The organism is Paenibacillus sp. Negev47 (assembly GCF_058313655.1).
On sequence record NZ_CM177754.1, the window covers coordinates 2,256,383 to 2,278,327 of the forward strand.

The window sequence follows — 21,945 nt, forward strand, 5'->3', positions numbered from 1 at the left end:
TAGTAATTATATTGTACCGTATCCACGAGAGGGAGGAAAGTCCTATGATTAAACACCAACGTGTTATTGATCAGTTCATGGAACTGGTGCAGATTGATAGTGAAACGAAAAACGAACAGAACATCTCCAAGGTGTTAAAAGAACAGTTTGCAGACCTCGGTCTTCATGTCTATGAGGATGACACCATGGAGCAAACGGGACATGGCGCCGGAAACCTCGTCATTACCTGGGAAGCCGAAGGAACAGAAGGGGTCGCACCGATCTTTTTCACATGTCATATGGACACCGTAACGCCGGGACAGGGAATTAAACCTGAACTGGGTGAAGACGGCTGGATTCGCAGTGACGGAACAACGATCCTGGGAGCAGATGACAAGGCCGGAATTGCAGCATTGTTCGAAGCGATTCGTGTGATTCAGGAAAACAACATTCCGCATGGTAAATTACAGTTCGTCATTACGGTCGGCGAAGAGTCTGGTCTGGTGGGTGCACGTGCCATGAATCCAAAAGATATCGAAGCCGAGTTCGGCTATGCGCTGGACTCCAACGGAGCTGTAGGCACGATCTGTGTAGCTGCACCGGCCAGAGCTGAAATTCAGATGAGGATCTATGGCAAGTCTGCCCATGCGGGAGTGAATCCGGAAGACGGGATCAGCGCCATTCAGGTGGCAGCCAAAGCGATTGCAGCGATGACACTGGGCAGAATTGATGATGAGACGACAGCGAACATCGGTAAATTCCAGGGTGGATCAGCACTCAATGTGGTATGTGACTTTGTACAGATTGAAGCGGAAGCTCGCAGTATTGTGCAGGAAAAAGTGGAATTGCAGGTTGCGCAGATGCGTGAAGCATTGGAAACCACTTGCCGGAAATACGGTGCTACGGCTGAATTCAGAAGTGAGATCCTGTATCCCGCATTTGGTTTCCATGATGAACATGAAGTTGTACAGCTTGCACAGCGTGCTATTCGCAGTCTGGGCCTGGAGACAAGTACGTTTGCTTCCGGCGGTGGCAGTGATGCCAACATATTTAATGGATTTGAGATTCCGACAGTGAATCTGGCGGTAGGGTATGAGGATATTCATACAACCAAAGAACGCATTCGTGCCGAGGATATTGTGAAGTTGTCTCAGGTGGTTGTGGCTATTATTCAGGAAAACGCAGCAGATAAGAAATAAAAATAAAAAGTGAAAAGTCCGAACCCGGTACAGACCGAGTTCGGACTTTTTGGTCATTTCATGTTATATTTTATGGGTAATGAGCCAATAAATGATTGTCTCAAAGAACCATTGATTTGCGTCCAGCGAGCAGATCGCTTAACTTGGCATCAGGGCCCCACTCGCGCATCCATTGCTTGAGTATGAGCTGCACTTGCCGGGCTTGTCCTACCACGTGTACGGATTGAGGCGTCAAATAACTGTTCATCGAAAGTCCCCCTGATTCGGTTTATATTTGCTGTGAGAGTTCTATACGCTCACCATATGCCCAAAATCAGAGAATTATACATTAATCGAATATATAAATTGAGCTAATCCTTTACACAAGAACGGAGAGGACAGAAATAACCAAGAGAAGCGGAGCGTTCGCCTTTATCACCAAATTTTATCTATTAGAGAAAGAAATCAAAAAATCTGGGGATAACAGCGATCGAAGGGTTGTTCTGTCATCGGAGTGGTTAGTGTAAGTATTTTTAGTCAATTTATATATAATCCAACGATATGGAGTTGAAGAACAAATGAAACCAAACCAATCTGCCCAATCCATTCATGCGGCACAACCTGCTAATCCGAAGCTGGATGAAGTGACCGTATCCACCAAGCCGATCTTCGAGGGGAAAGTGATTTCACTTCAGGTCGATACCGTTAAGCTACCGAACGGTCAGACGGCTACACGTGAAATTATCCGGCATCCTGGCGCAGTAGCTGTACTTGCTCTGAACGGGGATCGCATGCTTGTTGTGGATCAATATCGTCAGGCAATGGGACGCACCGAAGTAGAGATTCCTGCGGGGAAACTGGACCCGGGTGAAGAACCAGAGGTTGCAGCAGCACGTGAATTGCGAGAAGAGACTGGATATGTAGCCAAGTCACTGCGTCATTTGCGTTCGTTCTACACCTCACCAGGGTTCGCAGATGAGATCATTCATCTCTACATCGCTGAAGAGCTGGAAGCTGGAGATATGGAGCTGGACGAGGATGAATTCCTTGAAGTATCCGAGATCACACTGGAGGAAGCCTATGCGCTCATGGACGCGAACCGGATTAGCGATGCCAAAACAATGATGGCTGTGTACGCATGGGATCTTTACAGAACGACAGGACGGTTATAAGGATGCAGGATCAACTGGCAACGTCCACTTTGTGGGAGCCCTGTTATACGGACCTGCATATCCACATCGGGCGTACGTCCCGTGGAGAGGCGGTTAAAATCAGTGGCAGTCGGGATCTGACATTTGAGAACATTGCTCGGGAAGCTTCGGAACGCAAAGGGATTCATTTGCTCGGTGTCATTGATTGTCATTCCCCAGTAGTGCAGATGGATATTGAGCAATTACTGGAGGATGGCACGATGTCCGAAATTGAGGGAGGCGGCATTGCCTACCAGGACACAACTATTCTACTGGGTACAGAGATTGAGCTCCGAGAGCCTGGAATGCGTGAGTTCCATATGCTGGCGTACTTTCGTGATCTGAGAACGATGAAGTCCTTTACGGACTGGATGAAGCGTTATATGAAAAATGTGAACCTTAGCTCTCAGCGGGTATACGTGCCCGCTCTAGAGATGCAGGCCGAGATTAAGGCTCGTGGTGGACTTATTGTACCTGCGCATGTGTTTACACCGCATAAAGGCATCTATGGCAGCACGGCGCCCCGTATGGGCGATGTACTGGATACTCGTCTTGTGGATGCCGTCGAACTGGGGTTAAGCTCCGATTCATCGATGGCCAGTTATATTCGGGAATTGGATCATGTTCCGTTCCTGACCAATTCGGATGCACATTCCCTCGGCAAGATTGGACGGGAGTATAATGAACTGCAAGTGGCTGCACCTTCTTTTGATGAATTCCGTATGGCACTCCAAGGAGAAGCAGGCAGAAGGATTACTGCCAATTATGGTCTGAATCCAAGGCTGGGCAAGTATCACCGTACCTACTGTGCAGCATGTGGCAGTATTATGGACGAGCAGGCGATGTCAGCAGAGCGTTGTCCTCACTGTGGCAGTCAGAAGCTGGTGCAGGGGGTGCTGGACCGCATTCTGGCGATCTCTGATCGGGAGAGCCCTCAGGTTCCTGCAAACAGACCGGCCTATCATTATCAGGTACCACTGGAGTTCATCCCGGGACTTGGCAAAGCCAAACTGCGTCAACTCCTGGAGCAGTTTGGTACGGAAATGAACGTACTTCACCGTACCCGTGAGGAAGAGCTTGCTGCGGTCGTTGGACCTGTGCTAGCAGGATTTATCGTGGCCGCACGGAACGGGCAACTGGAGCTGTCCTCCGGAGGTGGAGGTACGTATGGGAAGGTTGCAGTTCAAGAGAGAGCATCAGAGTAGAGAGCAGCTTTCACTTCACGAAGAGCCAATCTGGACAAGGAGTCATACAGGTGCGTTTCGGTTCATAAGAATGACTATGAGGATATGATTGAGCATCCTTGCAGCATGACAACCGGAAAGGGGACTCGTACCTGTATGCGCTCTTCCTACTTTACATTTAAAGGTCAGACTTCGTTATATGTATTCGTGGCTGTCTTGTTTCTGGTCGGCGTCATTTTTGGCGCGCTTATGGTCAATGCATTGTCTCTTGAGCAACGTCAGGATCTGGAGGGCTATCTTGGGAACTTCTTCATGACGGTGCAGCACAGCGCACAAGTGACGGAGACCGGGGCATATTGGGACATTGCTATGCTTCATCTGAAATGGGTAGGTCTGATCTTTATTCTGGGTTTATCCGTCGTCGGACTGCCCGGTATACTGGTTCTGGATTTTCTAAAAGGTGTGCTCATTGGATTCACAGTGGGGTATCTTGTTGGGCAGTATTCCTGGAAAGGGTTGTTGTTTGCGCTGGTATCCGTGGCACCGCATAATTTGTTCGTCATTCCGATCCTGCTGATCTGTAGTGTGGCAGCCATGACGTTCTCGTTATACATCATTCGCAATCGTGTTTTGATGCAGCGAACACCGGGTCGACAAAGACCTTTTGCTTCATATATAGTGTTAACTTTGGCCATGGCTGCACTGCTGCTCGGCGTGGCATCTTTTGAAACATGGGTTACACCTGCGATGATGCGTTGGGTCACGCCAATGTTACTGCCGGCCTAGCGTGTACCGTATAGTGTAAAATGTTGACTTTAATTACGCACTCCCCCTATAATGAAAAGAGTGGGTTAAGTTGCAGTGTGCAGTGATTTCCTAGGGGGAGGGAGAAAATGGAAGCACGGATCGATAAAATTAAGCAGCAACTACAGTCCCAAGGATATAAATTAACGCCCCAGCGGGAAGCCACCGTAAGAGTACTTCTTGAGAATGAAGAAGATCATCTGAGCGCAGAAGACGTATTCATGCTCGTTAAAGAAAAGGCTCCCGAAATCGGTCTGGCAACCGTGTACCGTACCCTCGAACTGCTGAGTGAGCTGCATGTTGTAGAGAAAATCAACTTCGGCGACGGTGTAGCGCGTTATGATCTGCGCGGAGATACATCCAAGCATCACCATCATCACTTAATCTGTGTTCAATGCGGAAGTATGGATGAAATACGTGAAGACTGGCTTGGACCGCTTGAAGAGCGTTTGGAGCGGGAATTTAACTTTTCGGTAGTAGATCACCGACTGGACTTTCATGGAATTTGTTATCGTTGCAAAGCTAAAAATGAACAGAAGCCCAAAGATGAAGAATAACATAGCATATCTTCAAGCTCTCACCGGCGGTTTTGACGGGAGAGCTTTTTTGGCACCGGACATGATCTGGAGTTTACCTCCAATGGCATAAACCTGTGTTTATGGACATACCCTGATTTCAAGGACAAAACCGGATTCGAATCAGGAGGGGGACACACCCATGATCATATCAGTGCGGAGAGGGCTCCGTTTTATTCGATTTATCCTATTTTTTGCTGCATTAGTTTATCTGTTTTATCATGTTCTGGATCTGTTTAATGGTTGGATCTCACCTGTGGATCAGTATCAGATGCCGACTGGAAATGCGATCAAAGTATTTCAGGAAACGGATTGGCCGGGTAATGGAGAAGGACGTCCTACGATGGCAGAGCGTCTCCGTTTATTCTATTGGTACGGGGAGTAGCTTCGAACAGTCAGGGATGCAAATACGGGAGCAGTCTGCCGGAGCGGCAGATCTGTCAGTTGAGGAGCGTTGTACATGAAACAGACGATACACGCCTATGCCTTATACTTGGAAGATGATAAAGGGATGTCAAGCAGCACACTTGAATCGTATCTCCGAGACGTGGACAAGTTCATTGAATTTGCAGATAAGGAATATGGCATACACGAAGCCGATCAGGTCAGACGCACACATGTCGTCCTGTTTGCAGGTCAGCTCAAACAGGCAGGACGTGCCAACGCAACGATTGCCCGGAGTATCGTATCTCTGCGCTCCTACTTTCATTTTTTGATGCGGCGGGGTGATATCATACAGGACCCTACGTTCGATGTGGAAGCTCCCAAGGCGGATAAGACGCCTCCACAGGTGTTAACCATCCCGGAGATCGAACAGTTGCTGACAGCGCCTGATATTCGTTCACCGCAGGGTGTGAGAGACCGAGCGATGCTTGAGCTATTGTATGCTACAGGCATTCGTGTCTCGGAACTGATTGCGCTGGACATTCGGGATGTACAACCGGACATGCGCTTTATACGATGTGGTGGAGCAGGCAAAGAACGCATTCTTCCCATCGGTGCGCCAGCCGCACATTGGGCAAGTGTGTATGTGGAGGAGTTCCGCAATCAGTTGCTCAAAACCGATTCGGACGAGCAGGCACTGTTCGTGAATGTGTCTGGCAGGCGTTTAACCCGGCAGGGATTCTGGAAGTTGCTCAAAAAAGCGGCAGTGGATGCGGGAATTTCGGGAGAAATTACCCCGCATACGCTCCGTCATTCGTTTGCAGCACACCTGATTGCGAGTGGAGCAGACACACGTGCCGTTCAAGACATGCTTGGCCATGTGGAGCAGCCTGGACAACAATATGGCAATCATGGTCGGAGAACCATGAAAGAAATCTATGAAACTCATCATCCGAGGGCAAGATAGATTTTGACGCATGGCATTCACAAATAAATGCGGAACATGGTGCCGATTTAGGATAAAATAAATTGAATACATCTAAACGCCGTTATACATAAAGACGGATCGTTTCAACTCAAGGAGGAACATACATCGTATGACAGCATTAAACCAACAAATGATTTCGGAAGCAGCATCTTATATTCAAAGCAAAAGCTCCATCAAGCCGGAAGTCGGTTTGATTTTGGGTTCGGGTCTTGGCGTACTGGCAGAACTGATTGAAGATGGCGTAAGTATCGCTTATCAGGATATTCCGCATTTTCCGGTGTCCACAGTAGAAGGACATGAAGGTGAACTATTGGTCGGAACCATCAAAGGTCGTCCAGTCGTGATGATGAAAGGCCGCTTCCACATGTACGAAGGATATGGTCCCGAACTGACAGCCTTCCCGGTACGTGTCATGAAAGAACTGGGTGTAAGTAGCCTGCTTGTAACTAATGCTGCGGGCGGCGTGAATACGTCGTACGAAGCTGGAGACTTGATGCTGATCTCTGATCACTTGAATCTCACAGGCAAAAATCCACTGATCGGACCGAATGACGCTGCACTGGGTGTGCGTTTCCCGGATCTGTCGGAAGCCTACAGCCGCCGCTTGCGTGCACTGGCGAAGGATACGGCCGCATCACAAGGTTTTAACGTACGTGAAGGGGTATACGCAGGTATGCTTGGTCCGAACTACGAGACACCAGCAGAGATCAAAATGCTGCGTATATTAGGTGCAGACGCAGTGGGCATGTCCACTGTATCGGAAGTGATCGTGGCACGCCATGCAGGTCTGGAAGTGCTCGGTATTTCCTGTATCAGCAACATGGCAGCCGGAATTCTCGACCAGCCGCTGTCGCACGATGAGGTTATGGAAACGACTGAACGTGTGCGTGAGTCGTTCCTGGCGTTGGTATTGGCAGTTATTCCACAAATGTAAGCAAGATTTGAGTAGAGAAGGTTACCTCTTCGAATGAGAAATCATCGGGGGTAACCTTTTCTTGTTATGTTGAACGTACGGTTGCTCATGAGTTGAGTGCAGTGCGTTTTTTTGCTTTGAGCTCCTTTTCTACAAAAAGTTCGGGAAATCATAGGTAAGATGGAATAATTTACTGCAAACGCGCCGACAATGATTAGCAGTACATGCATGGAACATGCAGTAAGCAAGTCATTTGAGGAGGTAACCTAGTGAAAAAAAGAATAATGGCATCGTTCATGACCCTTTGTATCCTGCTGTCCCTTTTGGCATCAACGGCATTGGCTGAAGAAAAACCAAAGGCAGCTGGAGCCGCTGATTTGGCCCCGTCGGCGCTTTCTGCGATCTTAATGGATGCAGATACAGGAACCGTTATTTATGAGAAAAACAGTCATGATCAGCTGCCTCCGGCAAGCATTACGAAGATTATGACGATGTTGCTCACGATCGAAGCGATCGACACGGGCAAGTTGAAGCTGACGGACAAGGTAAGAACGAGCGAATACGCAGCATCCATGGGCGGTTCGCAGATCTTTCTGGAGCCCGGGGAAGAAATGACGGTCGATGATATGTTAAAAGGGATTGCAATGGCATCAGGCAATGATGCCTCGGTAGCGATGGCAGAGAAGATCGCCGGTTCGGAAGAAGCCTTTGTACAGCTGATGAATGAACGTGCGAAGGAGCTTGGCATGAAGGATACTCATTTTGCCAATTGTAACGGCCTTCCGGTCGATAATCATTATTCTTCCGCCCATGATATTGCCGTCATGAGCCGTGAACTACTGAAACATTCCGGGATTACGAAGTACACCGGTGCATATCAGGATTACCTTCGCAAAGATACGGAAAAGCCATTCTGGCTGGTGAACACGAACAAGCTGGTTCGTTTTTATGAAGGGGCAGATGGTTTGAAAACAGGTTACACGTCCGAAGCCAAGTTCTGTCTCTCCGCTACAGCGTCCAAGGATGGACTGCGTGTCGTTTCCGTGGTACTCGGTGAACCGAATACCAAAACACGGAACAGCGAGGTGTCTTCGATGTTTGACTATGCCTTTAGTCAATATACGATGAAGGCGCTATACAAGGCAGGGGATCTGCTGGGTAGTCTGAAAATTGAAAAAGGTGAAGTTGCCGAGTTGCCTCTGAATGCCACGCAAAATTATAGTGTGCTGATGCGTAAAGGAGCCAAATCCAATGACATCCGGCATGAATTGTTGGTCGCCAAAGAATTGAAAGCCCCGATCAAAGCTGGGCAAAGTATAGGTAAACTGGTGGTTTACCAGGGCAACGACGTCATTAAGGAATTCGACATTCAGGCTCCACAGGACGTGAATAAAGCTGGCTGGTGGAAGCTGTTTAAGCGGACGACGTCCAATCTGTTTGATTAAACGGCGAATTACGCGAGTTACACACATTCTTCGAACATATTTTGTAGTTAAATAGGGGTTTTCTTCTAGTTTTGTCGGGGGGCAGGAAAAGCCTTCGGAAACGTAGAAATCCTTGTTCAAGACAGGGAGGAGAGTGGGCAAACGTGAACTTGCATGTGGAAATGGAACACCATCGCGGGATTCTGATTGTACGATTATCCGGGGAGCTGGATCACCATACAGCTGACATGGTACGGATGCAAATGGATGAAGCTATCCAGCGGAAACAAAGCGAGCATCTGGTACTCAGCCTGAAAGATCTGCAATTTATGGACAGTTCGGGTCTGGGTGTCATTTTGGGAAGATACAAGCTCATTAAGAATAAAGGCGGCAAGATGGTAGTATGTGACGTCAATTCGCCGGTGTATCGTTTGCTGGAAATGTCGGGTTTGTTCAAGATTATGCCGATATACGAAAATGAGGGAACTGCTCTCTCAGGTCTGGAGGTCGTCTCATGAATGAAGGAACAGGGACAAATTTCATGAATCTGCAATTCGCGGCCAAGTCAGAGAATGAATCGTTTGCACGGGTAACCGTTGCTGCATTCATCTCCCAGCTTGATCCAACGATGGACGAGCTCAGTGACCTGAAGACGGTCATTTCGGAAGCCGTGACCAACAGCATCATCCACGGATACAACAATAACTCCGAGGGTGTTGTGTCCATCCAGGCCGAGATTCGGGAAGACATGATCACAATTATTGTGGAAGACCGCGGTGAAGGAATCGAAGATCTTGAACTGGCGAAGCAGCCGCTATATACGTCCAAACCCGAACTTGAGCGGTCGGGCATGGGCTTCACCATTATGGAAAACTTTATGGATGAATTCGAAGTCAGCAGTGAGCCCGGCAGAGGCACCTCCATCAAGATGAAGAAAAGGATTGAATCCAAGAAAGCATTGTATAATTAGGGGTTGGTGTTCTTATGGATGCTGAAGTGAAACCATCTTCACAGACCTATTTGGACGATGCCGAGGTCAAACGGCTGATTGCGCTCAGTCAGTCGGGTGACCATGTCTCACGGGATACGCTGGTGAACTGCAACATCAGACTCGTCTGGTCCGTCGTACAGCGTTTTATGAACAGGGGATATGATCCGGAAGATCTGTTCCAGATTGGTTGTATCGGTCTGCTCAAGTCAGTGGACAAATTCGATCTCAGTTATGACGTGAAGTTCTCGACCTATGCGGTGCCGATGATCATCGGAGAAATCCAGCGATTCCTGCGGGATGACGGTACCCTGAAGGTCAGTCGTTCACTCAAAGAGATGGCGAATAAAGTCCGCAAGAAAAGGGACGAACTGTCCAAACATCTGGATCGTCTACCAACGATCAAAGAAGTAGCCGCAGAGCTGGGGGTAACCCCGGAGGAAGTCGTATTTGCCCAGGAAGCAAACAAACCACCGACCTCAATCCATGAGACCGTATTTGAGAATGACGGCGATCCCATTACCTTAATGGATCAGATTGCCGACGAGTCTCAAGAACGTTGGTTTGACAAGCTGGCCCTGAACGAAGCCATCGGTGGTCTCAGCGAGCGGGAACGGTTAATCGTCTATCTTCGGTATTACCGGGATCAGACCCAGTCGGAGGTAGCCAGCAGACTGGGAATATCTCAGGTGCAGGTATCACGTCTGGAGAAAAAAATACTGCAATCCATCCGCGACCAGATCGCGCAGTAATTTCGTGGATTGCAACAACAATATTGGTGCTAATATACCAATATACGACAACTAACAACCTTCTATCGCGCTTTATGGCGAGGAAGGTTATTTGTTGTTGGCTGTGCATCCAAGGGATCATTACCCTTCAGATAACGATTTGTAGATAATTAGTTTTTCAGTCTCCTTAACAATCACCTGATCTATTGAATTTTCATTTTTGAAACGATAGATTTCTGTTCCCACTGGAAGTTGCGTAGACATTAGATTCTTAAATTCTCCCTCTTGTATATATTTGTTTTCAATTGTTCCTAACTTTTCACTTAATTGGTCAGTGTTTCTGGTTTCCTCTTCTCTTATATACACTCGATCTTTAAGTAAAAAGAAATCTGCAGATGGATCAGTTTGAATCAGCTCATTCGCTAAAATATCGCCAGTACTCATCATCTGGAGACTGGTTTCGGTAACAATTGCACCGTTGTTCTCAAATTTCAAAATAACCTCAAAAACTCATCTTTTAAATCCTCCCTGCCCACTCCCCAGCATATTTATTATAAACGTTTGGAAACGGGAGGACAATGGGTAGCGAAGGGATGGAATCGGTCAAAAGGAGCGAAGCGTGAGGGCTTGCCTAATGATACACAAGCAAGGCAGGCGGCAGATTAGACCTGAAGAAGCGAAGCGTTCGCCTTTGTCTCCAAATTTCTAACACTTAGAAATCAATCAAAAGAATTTGGAGACAACAGCGATCAGAAGGTTGGTCTGCCGTCGGAGTGTCTGCATGAATCCTCCCCCGAGCAACAGCGACCAATGACCGATCCATCCCGCAGCGCCCCACCGCCTCACGATCTTTTCCAACCAATTTGTAATAAATTTGCACATTCTTCAAATACTAACCTAAATTACGCAGTAAAGGAGTGCTATGGATGTCCCAGACACCCACTCCAATGGTCTACGTTCGTCTACGCAGCCGTATTCGCATCCAGAGGGGCAGAGCAGTCAAGCTTAGAGATATTGCACATGTGCTGACCACTTCTGAAGATCAGGAGGACAGGCTACTGGAGCTTGAACTGCTGCACCCTGGACCGGAGGACGGCAATCTGATACTCATAGATATATTGCAGATCATTCCCCGAATTCGGAACATCCTGCCGGAGGTAAGCGTGGAACTGATTGGATCAGGCCATACGCTTGTTGAAGTCATTGCGGGAAATGGTCAACCTTCCAAGTCCCTGTTCATATTGGTTTGGCTGCTGCTGTTCTTTGGATCGGCCTTAACCATTATGAATTTTCATGCCGATGTGAACATGCAGGAAGTACAGATTCGAATTGTGGAGATGCTTACTGGGCATCGGGACGAACATCCCTATCTGTTCCAAGTGGCGTATTCCATTGGCATTGGATTCGGAATGGCGGTATTTTTCAATCATTTGTTCAAGAAGAAGTGGAATGAGGAGCCTACCCCGCTGGAAGTAGAGATGTTCCTTTACCAGCAAAATGTGGATAAATATGTGGTGATTGAAGAAAGCGAACGGATGCATGAGCAGGAACGCGGGGAGATGAATGCGGATGAGCGTTCTTAATGGAGCAATCAGCATTGTGCTGGGTATTGCAGGGGGGATTGCCGTAGGAAGCGGCGTAATTGCGCTCATTCTGGTGCTCGATATGATTCCCAGATTGGCTCAACTTACGCAATCGTATGACAAGACCCACTGGTACGAAGGGGCGCTAATTGGTGGTTCACTGCTCGGGACTGTGGCGGACTTCTGGCACTGGAAAATGCATGGGGTACTGCTGCTAAGCCCGGTGGTTGGTCTATTCTGTGGCGTGTTTATCGGTCTGCTGGCTGCGGCGCTCACTGAGGTGCTTAATGTATTGCCCGTATTAGCCAAACGGCTGGGCATGAAACCTTATTTGTTTGGATTACTGCTCGCCATGATTTTAGGCAAAATGACAGGTTCTCTGTTTGATTTTTTTATATATCAGCGGTAGATCGGGGCCATAGGAGGATGGAAAATGGATGAACGTTCGGATCATACAGGCCAGGAAAATAGTGAAGGTATAACGGAAGAGAGGCCACACAAGTCTGCTTACAAGATTCAGAAGGAAGAAGAGAAGAGAGCGTACAATAAGAAAAAACAGAATGAGATGTCTGACAGCATTGAGGAATCGGTGCGGTATTGGCAGGAAAACGATGACATCTCCCCTCGCATGAATGACAATAAATATACACTGCAACAGGTACTCGGGCTGGGTGAATCCTTTGATGTTAATATGAGGGAAATGGTTCTGGGTGGCAAACACGTTGGCTTGCTGATGATCACCGGTTTCGCGAAAGATGAGATATTGCTTGAAGTATTAAAAAGACTGACCTATCTTACCCCTGAAGATGTGTCAGGTCATGCACTCAAATCCTATTTCGAATGTTACATTCCCCATATTCAGGTGGAAAGAGTGGACAAGATGAGTGCCGTCATCAACAAGGTTCTTACCGGCATGAGTGCGATGTTCGTTGAAGGGGATCGTTCGGTCTTAATTATGGATACCCGGAGTTATCCGGTACGTTCACCCGAAGAGCCTTCATTGGAAAGGGTCGTCCGAGGTTCCAGAGACGGTTTTACCGAAACACTCCTGACCAACGTAACCTTGGTGCGCCGCAGAATACGCGACCCAGGACTGAAGTTTGAGATCATGCAGGTGGGCCGGAGAACACAAACCGATGTCTGCGTGGTGTACATTGATGATATTGTGGATAAAGTACAAGTGGATTCGGTCCGTGAGAAAATACAGCGAGTGGATATCGATGGTATTCCCGCTGCCGATAAACAGCTGGAGGAAGCGATTATCAACAAGGGATGGAATCCGTTCCCGCTCGTACGTTATTCGGAACGACCGGATGTGACAGCTTCCCATTTGCTGGAAGGGCGAGTTGTGGTTTTCGTAGATACTTCCCCCAGTGTAATGATTCTGCCGACGACCTTCTTCGACCTGTGTGAGCATGCGGAGGAGAACAGACAGACGGCTTTGATGGGAACGTACTTACGTTGGGTGCGTTTTGCAGGGATTCTCATATCGCTGTTTTTGCTACCGCTGTGGCTTCTTATGGTCATTGACCCTTCGATTAAACCGATGGGACTCGACTTCATTGGTCCACAGGAAAATGTAAAGCTTCCACTAATTCTACAGTTTCTTCTGATCGAGCTTGGCGTCGATTTATTACGGATGGCAGCGGTTCATACGCCTACACCTCTGGCATCGGCCATGGGCTTAATCGCAGCCATTCTAGTCGGGGATATCGCGGTGAAAACGGGATACTTTGTCAATGAGGTTGTACTCTATATGGCCATCGCAGCCATCGGTATGTTTGCCACGCCGAGTTACGAGCTGGGACTCGCCAACAGGCTGGTCAGGCTGGTCCTGCTAATCGCTGTAGCGATATTTAAGGTTCCGGGATTGGTCGTGGGCAGTACACTGCTCATATTGGCGCTCACCGTTCACCGGTCGTACAATTCTTCATATCTCTGGCCTTTTATACCGTTTAATGCAAAGGCCTTGGGCAACTTTTTATTCCGGCTTCCATTGCTGCAAAATAAAAAACGTCCATCATTCAACAAAACACGTGACAACACCAAAATGTCCGATGATCCCGACGGCGAACTGCGAAAAAGTAAAAAACACAAATGATCTGCCGAAAAATCCATTCATCTCGCTGCCTAATTTGGTATACTGGTGTAAAATCATTGGAATAGCAACTGTTCCAGTATATAAAAAGTGAGGAATGCAGATTATGTATTTACATGGTACAAGTAAAATAAATGCGCAGGGACATCTGGAAATTGGCGGAGTCGATGCAACAGATCTGAAAGAACAATTTGGAACTCCCCTGTACGTGGTGGACGAGCAATTGGTTCGTGAGCGTTGCAGAGAATACATGGAAGCATTCCGTGCTTCCGGACTGGGCTTCCAGGTTGCTTACGCAAGTAAAGCTTTCTGTGTAATGGCGATGTGTGCCCTTGCAGCTGAAGAAGGACTTTCCCTGGATGTCGTATCTGACGGTGAACTGTTCACAGCACTTCAAGCAGGATTCCCTGCTGAGCGCATCCACTTCCACGGTAACAACAAAACGCTGGAAGAGATCGAAATGGCTCTTGATGCAGAGATCGGATGCTTTGTTGTCGATAACTTCAATGAATTACATCTGTTACAGGCTGTAGCAGCTGACAAAAATCGTAAAGTAAACATTTTGCTTCGTGTGACGCCTGGTGTTGAGGCACACACGCATGAATATATTTCTACAGGTCAAACGGATTCGAAATTTGGATTCGATATCGGGAATGGTACAGCATTTGAAGCGATTGAACTGGCTTCCAAGCAATCCAACCTGGTTCTGTTGGGTGTTCATTCCCACATCGGTTCCCAGATCTTTGAAGTTGAAGGCTTCCAGATGGCTGTTCAACGTGTTGCTGAATTTGCAGCAAGCGTATATGAGCGTCTTAACGTTGCTTTCAAAGTAGTTAACCTTGGTGGTGGATTCGGAATTCGTTATATCGATGGAGATACGCCACTTGAAGTTGCACAATACGTGAAGGCTATTACAGATGCCGTTAAAAATCATTTTGCTCAAATCGGCTATGCCGTGCCTGAGATCTGGGTTGAACCAGGCCGCAGCATCGTGGGTGAAGCGGGAACAACGCTGTATACCGTTGGAACAAGCAAAGACATCCCAGGTGTGCGTAAATACGTTGCCGTTGATGGGGGGATGACCGATAACCCACGTCCTGCTTTGTATGAATCCAAGTATGAAGCTGTGCTTGCGAATCGTGCGAATGAGGCTGCTCAGGAAACGGTATCTGTTGCGGGTAAATGCTGCGAGAGTGGTGATATGCTGATCTGGGATCTGGACTTGCCAAAAGTCGAAAGCGGCGATCTGCTTGCTGTAGCTTGTACAGGTGCATATAACTACTCCATGGCAAGCAACTACAACCGGATTCGTCGTCCGGCCGTTGTATTTGTCAAAGACGGTCAAGGAGATGTAGTGGTACGCCGTGAGACGTATCAGGATATCATCCAGAATGACCTGGTACCTGCGCGTATTGGCAAACAGCCAGTTACTCGCTAATTCGTCAAAGATAATGCGTTTTTGCATTATTCAAATTACATGGATTCCACAGTTGAAGCAGATGAAAAGGGAACTTCCTTTTTCGTCTGCTTTTTGTGTACTCGGACTAAATAATGAAAAAAGTTGCCGTTTTTTTTGCGATCCAGACATTTTCGGTGTACACTAAGAAAAGTGCTATAATGCTTGGCCCAGGGTCATGCATTTTGGCACCATTAACGATGGTCAATACGAAAGGAGTCATTTACATATGGCGAAACAAGCGAAAATTAAATTGGCAAACGGCGGAGAAGTTCTTATCGATCTGTTCGATCAAGAAGCTCCAAACACAGTAGCAAACTTTGAGAAACTGGCTAACTCCGGCTTCTACAATGGTCTTACATTCCACCGCGTTATCCCGGGCTTTGTAGCCCAAGGCGGATGCCCTAATGGTTCCGGTGCAGGTGGCCCAGGTTACACAATCAACTGTGAAATCAACCCGAACAAACATGAGCGCGGAACACTCGCTATGGCACATGCTGGCCGTAACACAGGTGGAAGCCAGTTCTACATCTGCTACCAACCGCAACCACATTTGGATGGACAACATACTGTATTTGGTAAAGTAACAAAAGGTATGGAGTTCGTGGACGCTTTAGAAGGTAAAGACAAAATGGAAACTGTTGAAGTTGTAGAAGCTTAATTCCTTCAGCTTAACTGGATCCAAACATGAAGTGCTTCTTTTATAGAAGCACTTTTTTTATTTTTCATATGTTACGTGTTACGTATTGAAATCGATGAAGAAAGGATGAATGAAACCTTGGATATCGTTACTCAGCTAAGCTTGTTAAAACAAATTTATAGTGAGCGCATGTTGTGGGACGAAGAACTGCAGGCATCGCGACATGTCGTACCGGATAGTGTATCCGTACAGGATCGAGAAGCGCTTGAGGCAGCCGGGCATGAACCGAATCGATTTGTGCGTCCGCAACATGATGAAACGATCACTGAACTGAAAAAAGTTGCGAATCAATGGACGATAAATGATGCAGCGCAGGCCTTTATATCCTCTTTGTGGTCAGCACCCATGATCTGGCGCTCGCTGCTTACGGGCAAGCTTATTGCAAGCAGTATGCCAGATCATGAACACACGCCGTATCCATCTTCGAGCACTTGTAAGATCTGCGGATTAAGCGTAGATCAAGCAACCGACACGACGTTGCAATGGTATTGGCGGATGACCAATGGAACCCCTTTGGACGGTGATCCCTTTGGACAAATGCTAGCACTTCGAGAGCTGGCTGCCGCACAGGAGCTTCCAATCCCAAATGAATACGACCGCTGGACATTCCGTGCGGTGTTAACGGTTCTTCGCGAATTACCTCCCAAAACACGCTACAGCAAGGCAGCAATAGCGCTCAAAAAGGAACGTCTTTTGCCTACACAAAAGGAATATGCCTATCGTGACTTGCTCGAGACGTTAGCTCTGATTGGGATACTGGATACACCGGAACATCCCGGAATGATAACTCAATTTACTTCTTACATACAGCGTGACGAGCGTCCCAATGTGCGGGTTGAAGTACAGGCGCCTTTGGCGTCGTGGCACTCATCTATCGGAATTAATGAGAACAACCTGAACAAGATATTCCATGGTTTTGATTCGAGTAGTATATCTCTTGAAGAGAAGCCTGAAGAGAGCCCACCTGTAAAGGACACGATCTTAGGAGCATTGGAGAAGAAGAGAAGTGTTCGGGGAAAAGTACCAAAGGCATCTCCTGATGCAGGTACCGGGGAGGTACAATCTGGAGATGTGTATGCTGTGCGGGTCCGGGAAGGTGTATGGGTGACCGTATACTGTCATGAAGTCAGAGACAAGCGGGTCATCGTCGAATATCTGGATGGTGTGTTTCATGAGATGCCGGGAAAAGCAGATTTGCATGAGACATTTCGACCGAGAACGAATGGACGCTGGAAGTGCTCGGCTATTGCGATCGATTCCACAAGTTGGGTCAGAAGAGTGGCAAGAGAGTTCCCGCTTCCGACTTCGACCCTGCAAGAACCTGACCGCATTCCATTTCATAATGCCAAAGAATTAAAGCAAATGGCGAGCTGGTGTTTTCCCGAATTGTAGAATGAGATGGTGGATATGAAATACTTCCAAGCAAAAACCGTGCCTCCTTGAGAGGAAGCGGTTTTTTGTTGTTTCTTGACTTATTAAAAGTTAGTATGTGACAAAAAGGAACAAAAAACAATTGATTTTTTGGCATTAAAGTGCTAACATCCAATTAATAACGAAAGCAATCCTTCAGGGCAGGGTGCGATTCCCTACCGGCGGTGATGCAGGAAGTGTAAGGACACATGTCCAGCACTTGATGCAAAGTCCGTGACCTGTCTGCCTGTGGCAGATGGCTGATCTGGTGTAATTCCAGAACCGACAGTATAGTCTGGATGGGAGAAGGAGAGGTGCAGACCTAACAGGTCTGCACTCAGCAGGAGTATTGCTGCACAGTCACTATTCGTGATGTATTGCACTGTGCAGGGAAGATCCGGTTACGCCGGACAGTTCCATACATGTGCCACACTATAGAAGCTCTTTACCTGTGATTGATGTTCATTAAGGTATGTGTCTATTTTCACTTGCCCGAAATGAAGTTTTGGGCAAAGTGTTGGCGTGCTGTATCCATTTCACTCCTGCTGTTGACATTTGTCTCTCATCATCCCCATCGAACTGATTGTTCGACGGGGATTTTTTTCATAATCAAGACTTTAGACCGCGGGGTGAACGGATTTGGAAATGATCAATGATGAATTTTATATGGCACTGGCACTTGATATGGCGGAACGAGCACAAGGACAGACGGGAATTAATCCGGTCGTTGGATGTGTAGTTGTGAAAGAAGGGCGTATTGTAGGCCTGGGAAGTCATTTGAAACGTGGAACCGGTCATGCAGAGGTGCATGCATTGAACATGGCAGGCAGCGACGCAGAAGGCAGTACGGTATACGTTACACTTGAGCCCTGTAGTCATTATGGCAAGACGCCACCTTGCAGTGAACGCCTGATTCACGAAAAGGTGAAACGTGTCGTGGTATGTTGTGAAGATCCAAATCCGCAAGTATCCGGCAGGGGCATTAGCATGCTCCGTCAACAAGGCATTGAAGTTGAAGTTGGCGTATTGCGTGAGCGTGGAAGACGGATGAATGAAAAATTCATTAAATTTATTACAACAGGCCTACCTTTCGTGACGCTCAAGACAGCTACAACTTTGGATGGAAAGATTGCTACACGTAGCGGAGACAGCAAGTGGATCTCTAATGAGCCCGCTCGTGAGATTGTGCATGCCCTTCGTCATCGTCACCAGGGAATTATGGTTGGCGTAGACACAGTGATTGCCGATAATCCGGAGCTTACAACCCGTTTGCAAGTGGAAGGCATCAGTCCGGTACGCATTGTGGTGGACTCCAAGCTACGTCTTCCTTTAGGTGCCAAGATGGTTAAGGATGGTCTAGCCCCAACATGGGTACTGACAACAGACGAAGCCAGTCCTGAAGCTGCTGAGCGTTTGGAAGCCTATGGTGTCGAAATTATACGCTGTGGTCCTGGACCACGTGTGGATCTGTTAAGCGGACTTAGCAAGCTGGGTGAGCGGGAGATTGGTTCAATTTTGCTTGAAGGTGGAGGCACCCTGAATGGAGCCATGCTGGAGGCAAGGTTGGTCGATCGACTGCTTATGTTCATCGCTCCAAAGATTGTAGGCGGTTATGATACACCTGGAAGTTTCCGCTTTGAGGGTGTGGAACGCATGAATCAGGCGATTCAATTGAATCAGCTGGAGATCGAACAAGTTGGGGATAATATCAGCATTGGCGGTATTCCGGTATGGCCTGAATAAATAAATGGATCTTAAAGTAGTAAGTTAGGGTCCTTAGAAATGATCGAGGGAGGCGGCAGCATGTTTACCGGTTTGGTGGAAGAAGTCGGTCAGATTCGGCGTATTGGTCGGAAAGGCGAAGCGATGGTCCTGAATATCGGAGCTTCCGCCATCATGGACGATCTGAAGATTGGCGATAGTGTAGCAGTGAACGGAGTGTGCTTAACTGCAACAACGCTGGAAGGTGGAGGTTTTACCGCCGATGTAATGCCTGAAACGTTTCGACATACCAATCTCAGTCAGTTGCAATCTGGCAGTAAAGTCAATCTGGAGCGAGCCATGCAATCAGGTGGCCGTTTTGGCGGACATATCGTTCAGGGCCATGTCGATGGTACTGGAGTGATTGGCAGTATAACACGTGATCAGAACGCGATTGTGTTTGAGATCAAACCTGATGATCATCAGTTGTTCAAATATCTGATTCCTAAGGGGTCCGTTACATTGGACGGCATTAGCTTGACTGTTGTTCATACGTCGCAGAGTGCATTCACTGTTTCCATTATCCCGCACACCATTGGTGAGACTGTACTAAATGTCAAAAAGACAGGGGATACCATCAATATCGAATGCGATATTTTAGGCAAATATGTGGATCATCTGCTTCAGTATGGAAGAGGACATCAGGAGACAGGTGCTGGCAAGCCGCGTAGTATCAGTGAAGATTTTCTTGCCAATCACGGTTTTGCATAACATCTACACAAGAACATAGAGAAAAGAAATACACTGGAGGTGGACCAATGTCAGAACAATCCATTCTGGACACGGTAGAAGAAGCCATATACGATCTCATGCGTGGTAAACCCGTCATTGTTGTGGATGATGAAGATCGGGAGAATGAAGGCGATTTTATCGCTTTGGCCGAAAAGGCAACACCTGAAGTGATTAATTTCATGATCACTGAAGGCAGAGGTCTGGTCTGTGTTCCGATTACACAACAACGTGCGGACGAACTCAACCTGAAACCCATGGTTCAACAAAATACAGATTTCCATGGAACGGCCTTCACCGTCTCTGTGGACCACAAAGATACTACAACAGGTATCTCGGCACATGAACGTTCCATCACCGTGAAGGGGCTGATTGATCCTGAAGCGAAAGCTGGGGACTTCCGCAAGCCTGGTCACATGTTCCCTTTGATTGCAAAAGATGGTGGTGTGCTGCGCCGTGCCGGACATACGGAAGCAGCTGTAGACCTCGCTATCATGTGTGGTTCCTACCCTGCAGGCGTAATCTGTGAAGTAATCAAGGAAGATGGTACGATGGCCAGACTTCCGGATCTGCAGGAGATTGCCCGCAAGCATGATCTGAAGCTGATCAGTATTCAAGACATGATTCGTTACCGTCACGAAAAAGAGCAGCTGGTTCAACGTGAAGTGGCTGTGCGTATGCCAACAGACTTTGGCGAGTTCCAAGCGGTGGCTTATACGAACGCTGTGGACAACAAGGAGCATGTGGCTCTGGTCAAAGGTGAGATTGATGGTTCGAAACCTGTACTGGTGCGTGTGCACTCTGAATGTTTGACAGGCGATGTATTTCATTCCCATCGTTGTGATTGTGGTCCCCAGTTTGATGCGGCACTCAAACAGATTCACGAGGAAGGCAACGGTGTACTGCTCTATATGAGACAGGAAGGTCGAGGGATTGGCCTGATCAACAAACTCAAAGCTTACAAGCTCCAAGAAGAAGGTCTGGACACCGTGGATGCAAACCTGAAGCTGGGCTTTGCTGCCGACTTGCGTGATTACGGGATTGGCGCTCAAATTCTGAAAGACCTTGGGGTTCGTCAGATCAGACTGCTGACCAACAATCCTCGCAAGATCAAAGGTCTGGAAGGATATGGACTTGAAGTGGTGGAGCGGGTTGCGATTCAGATGCAAGAGAACGAGGACAATACCGTCTATCTTCATACGAAACAAGCCAAGTTGGGTCATATGCTCAAGTTCGATGATATCGAGCAGAACGAAGAGTAAATGTATTTTAAATGAATAACTTTTGATATGTAATTTATGGAAGTCGTTACTAAGAGACATCCGGTGCTTACATTAATATACCGTTAGGGAGATGACTTGAATGCCACAATTTTTTGAAGGACATTTAGTATCAGAAGGATTAAGATATGGAGTTGTTGTTGGACGTTTCAACGAATTCATCACGAGCAAATTGCTTAGCGGAGCGCTCGATGCATTCAAACGTCACGGCGTGAAGGATGAGGAAGTGGATGTAGCCTGGGTCCCAGGTGCGTTCGAAATCCCTTTAATAGCGCAGAAAATGGCGGAGAGTGGCAAGTATGATGCGGTGATTACGCTGGGAACTGTCATTCGTGGATCAACTACACATTACGATTATGTATGTAACGAGATGGCTAAAGGGGTAGCGGCAATTAACCTGAAAACAGGCGTGCCTACAATCTTCGGTCTGGTTACAACAGAAAATATTGAACAAGCGATTGAGCGTGCCGGAACCAAGGCGGGTAACAAAGGTTGGGATGCAGCTACGGCGGCAATTGAGATGGCAAACTTGACGAAACAGCTAAAATAGTGCTTATTTAATAGTAGTGCCCTGCTTTGCGCAGACGAAA

The 21,945-nt window shown here is 47.5% G+C and carries 24 protein-coding genes and 1 riboswitch; of the genes, 22 read left to right on the plus strand and 2 right to left on the minus strand.

Translation table 11 applies throughout. The annotated features are described in order from the left end of the window. Positions 1-44 precede the first annotated feature (44 nt). Positions 45-1,178 carry a M20/M25/M40 family metallo-hydrolase gene (locus AC4G47_RS10355; RefSeq protein ID WP_491105925.1) on the plus strand — a complete coding sequence of 378 codons (1,134 nt, stop codon included), beginning with the start codon at positions 45-47 and terminating at the stop codon, positions 1,176-1,178. A 100-nt stretch (positions 1,179-1,278) separates the two neighbouring features. Here the strand turns inward: AC4G47_RS10355 and mciZ are convergent, their stop codons facing one another. Then, a complete protein-coding gene (gene mciZ, locus AC4G47_RS10360; RefSeq protein ID WP_491105926.1) occupies positions 1,279-1,425 on the minus strand; it encodes a Z-ring formation inhibitor MciZ in 147 nt (48 codons plus the stop codon). 310 nt (positions 1,426-1,735) lie between these two features. On the opposite strand from mciZ, the gene AC4G47_RS10365 reads away from it, so the two are divergent. The 11 genes from AC4G47_RS10365 (at position 1,736) to sigF (ending at position 10,359) form a co-directional block, all read left to right on the plus strand. Continuing rightward, positions 1,736-2,329: an NUDIX domain-containing protein gene (locus AC4G47_RS10365; protein ID WP_491105927.1), complete on the plus strand. Its 594-nt coding sequence runs from the start codon at positions 1,736-1,738 to the stop codon at positions 2,327-2,329. Between the two features lie 2 nt (positions 2,330-2,331). After that, complete coding sequence (locus AC4G47_RS10370) at positions 2,332-3,552, plus strand: endonuclease Q family protein (protein WP_458123135.1); 1,221 nt, start codon at positions 2,332-2,334, stop codon at positions 3,550-3,552. Positions 3,553-3,687: 135 nt separating this feature from the next. Further along, positions 3,688-4,317, plus strand: a complete 630-nt coding sequence (gene spoIIM, locus AC4G47_RS10375; protein WP_458123134.1) for a stage II sporulation protein M — start codon at positions 3,688-3,690, stop codon at positions 4,315-4,317. Between the two features lie 107 nt (positions 4,318-4,424). Next, positions 4,425-4,892, plus strand: coding sequence for a ferric iron uptake transcriptional regulator (gene fur / locus AC4G47_RS10380; protein WP_090922447.1), 468 nt, complete (start codon positions 4,425-4,427; stop codon positions 4,890-4,892). Between the two features lie 160 nt (positions 4,893-5,052). Continuing rightward, positions 5,053-5,295 (plus strand): DUF4227 family protein, encoded by a 243-nt coding sequence (locus AC4G47_RS10385; RefSeq protein ID WP_215075928.1) that lies wholly within the window; start codon positions 5,053-5,055, stop codon positions 5,293-5,295. Between the two features lie 75 nt (positions 5,296-5,370). After that, entirely contained in the window at positions 5,371-6,261 is an 891-nt protein-coding gene (locus tag AC4G47_RS10390) for a tyrosine recombinase (RefSeq protein ID WP_458123133.1), read from the plus strand. A 130-nt stretch (positions 6,262-6,391) separates the two neighbouring features. Continuing rightward, a complete protein-coding gene (locus tag AC4G47_RS10395; RefSeq protein WP_458123132.1) occupies positions 6,392-7,216 on the plus strand; it encodes a purine-nucleoside phosphorylase in 825 nt (274 codons plus the stop codon). 275 nt (positions 7,217-7,491) lie between these two features. Further along, positions 7,492-8,640 carry a D-alanyl-D-alanine carboxypeptidase family protein gene (locus AC4G47_RS10400; RefSeq protein WP_458127291.1) on the plus strand — a complete coding sequence of 383 codons (1,149 nt, stop codon included), beginning with the start codon at positions 7,492-7,494 and terminating at the stop codon, positions 8,638-8,640. A 143-nt stretch (positions 8,641-8,783) separates the two neighbouring features. Next, positions 8,784-9,137: an anti-sigma F factor antagonist gene (spoIIAA, locus tag AC4G47_RS10405; protein ID WP_458123131.1), complete on the plus strand. Its 354-nt coding sequence runs from the start codon at positions 8,784-8,786 to the stop codon at positions 9,135-9,137. Then, positions 9,134-9,589 (plus strand): anti-sigma F factor, encoded by a 456-nt coding sequence (gene spoIIAB / locus AC4G47_RS10410; RefSeq protein WP_036672324.1) that lies wholly within the window; start codon positions 9,134-9,136, stop codon positions 9,587-9,589. The genes spoIIAA and spoIIAB overlap by 4 nt, the downstream gene beginning before the upstream one ends. A 14-nt stretch (positions 9,590-9,603) precedes the next feature. Continuing rightward, complete coding sequence (sigF, locus tag AC4G47_RS10415) at positions 9,604-10,359, plus strand: RNA polymerase sporulation sigma factor SigF (protein WP_036607856.1); 756 nt, start codon at positions 9,604-9,606, stop codon at positions 10,357-10,359. Between the two features lie 120 nt (positions 10,360-10,479). Here sigF and AC4G47_RS10420 read toward each other — a convergent pair whose 3' ends face one another. Then, the gene (locus tag AC4G47_RS10420) at positions 10,480-10,833 is read right to left on the minus strand and encodes a hypothetical protein (protein WP_491105928.1); all 354 of its coding nucleotides are present in this window, start codon (positions 10,831-10,833) and stop codon (positions 10,480-10,482) included. 431 nt (positions 10,834-11,264) lie between these two features. On the opposite strand from AC4G47_RS10420, the gene AC4G47_RS10425 reads away from it, so the two are divergent. From AC4G47_RS10425 to ribH, 10 genes are all read left to right on the plus strand, one after another. Next, positions 11,265-11,921, plus strand: a complete 657-nt coding sequence (locus AC4G47_RS10425; RefSeq protein ID WP_458123127.1) for a stage V sporulation protein AA — start codon at positions 11,265-11,267, stop codon at positions 11,919-11,921. Continuing rightward, positions 11,902-12,330, plus strand: coding sequence for a stage V sporulation protein AB (locus tag AC4G47_RS10430; RefSeq protein ID WP_458123126.1), 429 nt, complete (start codon positions 11,902-11,904; stop codon positions 12,328-12,330). The genes AC4G47_RS10425 and AC4G47_RS10430 overlap by 20 nt, the downstream gene beginning before the upstream one ends. A 24-nt stretch (positions 12,331-12,354) precedes the next feature. Then, entirely contained in the window at positions 12,355-14,022 is a 1,668-nt protein-coding gene (locus AC4G47_RS10435) for a spore germination protein (RefSeq protein WP_491105929.1), read from the plus strand. A gap of 103 nt (positions 14,023-14,125) precedes the next feature. After that, positions 14,126-15,457 carry a diaminopimelate decarboxylase gene (gene lysA / locus AC4G47_RS10440; protein WP_145148860.1) on the plus strand — a complete coding sequence of 444 codons (1,332 nt, stop codon included), beginning with the start codon at positions 14,126-14,128 and terminating at the stop codon, positions 15,455-15,457. A gap of 247 nt (positions 15,458-15,704) precedes the next feature. Further along, on the plus strand, positions 15,705-16,136 hold the full coding sequence (locus tag AC4G47_RS10445) for a peptidylprolyl isomerase (RefSeq protein ID WP_017687646.1): 432 nt from the start codon (positions 15,705-15,707) through the stop codon (positions 16,134-16,136). A gap of 117 nt (positions 16,137-16,253) precedes the next feature. Beyond that, a complete protein-coding gene (locus AC4G47_RS10450) occupies positions 16,254-17,567 on the plus strand; it encodes a hypothetical protein (RefSeq protein ID WP_491105930.1) in 1,314 nt (437 codons plus the stop codon). Positions 17,568-17,733: 166 nt separating this feature from the next. Continuing rightward, a riboswitch (FMN riboswitch) is annotated at positions 17,734-17,900 on the plus strand. Positions 17,901-18,224: 324 nt separating this feature from the next. Next, positions 18,225-19,328, plus strand: a complete 1,104-nt coding sequence (gene ribD, locus AC4G47_RS10455; protein ID WP_186327811.1) for a bifunctional diaminohydroxyphosphoribosylaminopyrimidine deaminase/5-amino-6-(5-phosphoribosylamino)uracil reductase RibD — start codon at positions 18,225-18,227, stop codon at positions 19,326-19,328. 60 nt (positions 19,329-19,388) lie between these two features. Further along, positions 19,389-20,057 carry a riboflavin synthase gene (gene ribE, locus AC4G47_RS10460; RefSeq protein ID WP_336763824.1) on the plus strand — a complete coding sequence of 223 codons (669 nt, stop codon included), beginning with the start codon at positions 19,389-19,391 and terminating at the stop codon, positions 20,055-20,057. Between the two features lie 47 nt (positions 20,058-20,104). Continuing rightward, on the plus strand, positions 20,105-21,337 hold the full coding sequence (locus AC4G47_RS10465; protein ID WP_491105931.1) for a bifunctional 3,4-dihydroxy-2-butanone-4-phosphate synthase/GTP cyclohydrolase II: 1,233 nt from the start codon (positions 20,105-20,107) through the stop codon (positions 21,335-21,337). A gap of 100 nt (positions 21,338-21,437) precedes the next feature. Next, a complete protein-coding gene (ribH, locus tag AC4G47_RS10470; RefSeq protein ID WP_458123121.1) occupies positions 21,438-21,905 on the plus strand; it encodes a 6,7-dimethyl-8-ribityllumazine synthase in 468 nt (155 codons plus the stop codon). Positions 21,906-21,945 lie beyond the last annotated feature (40 nt).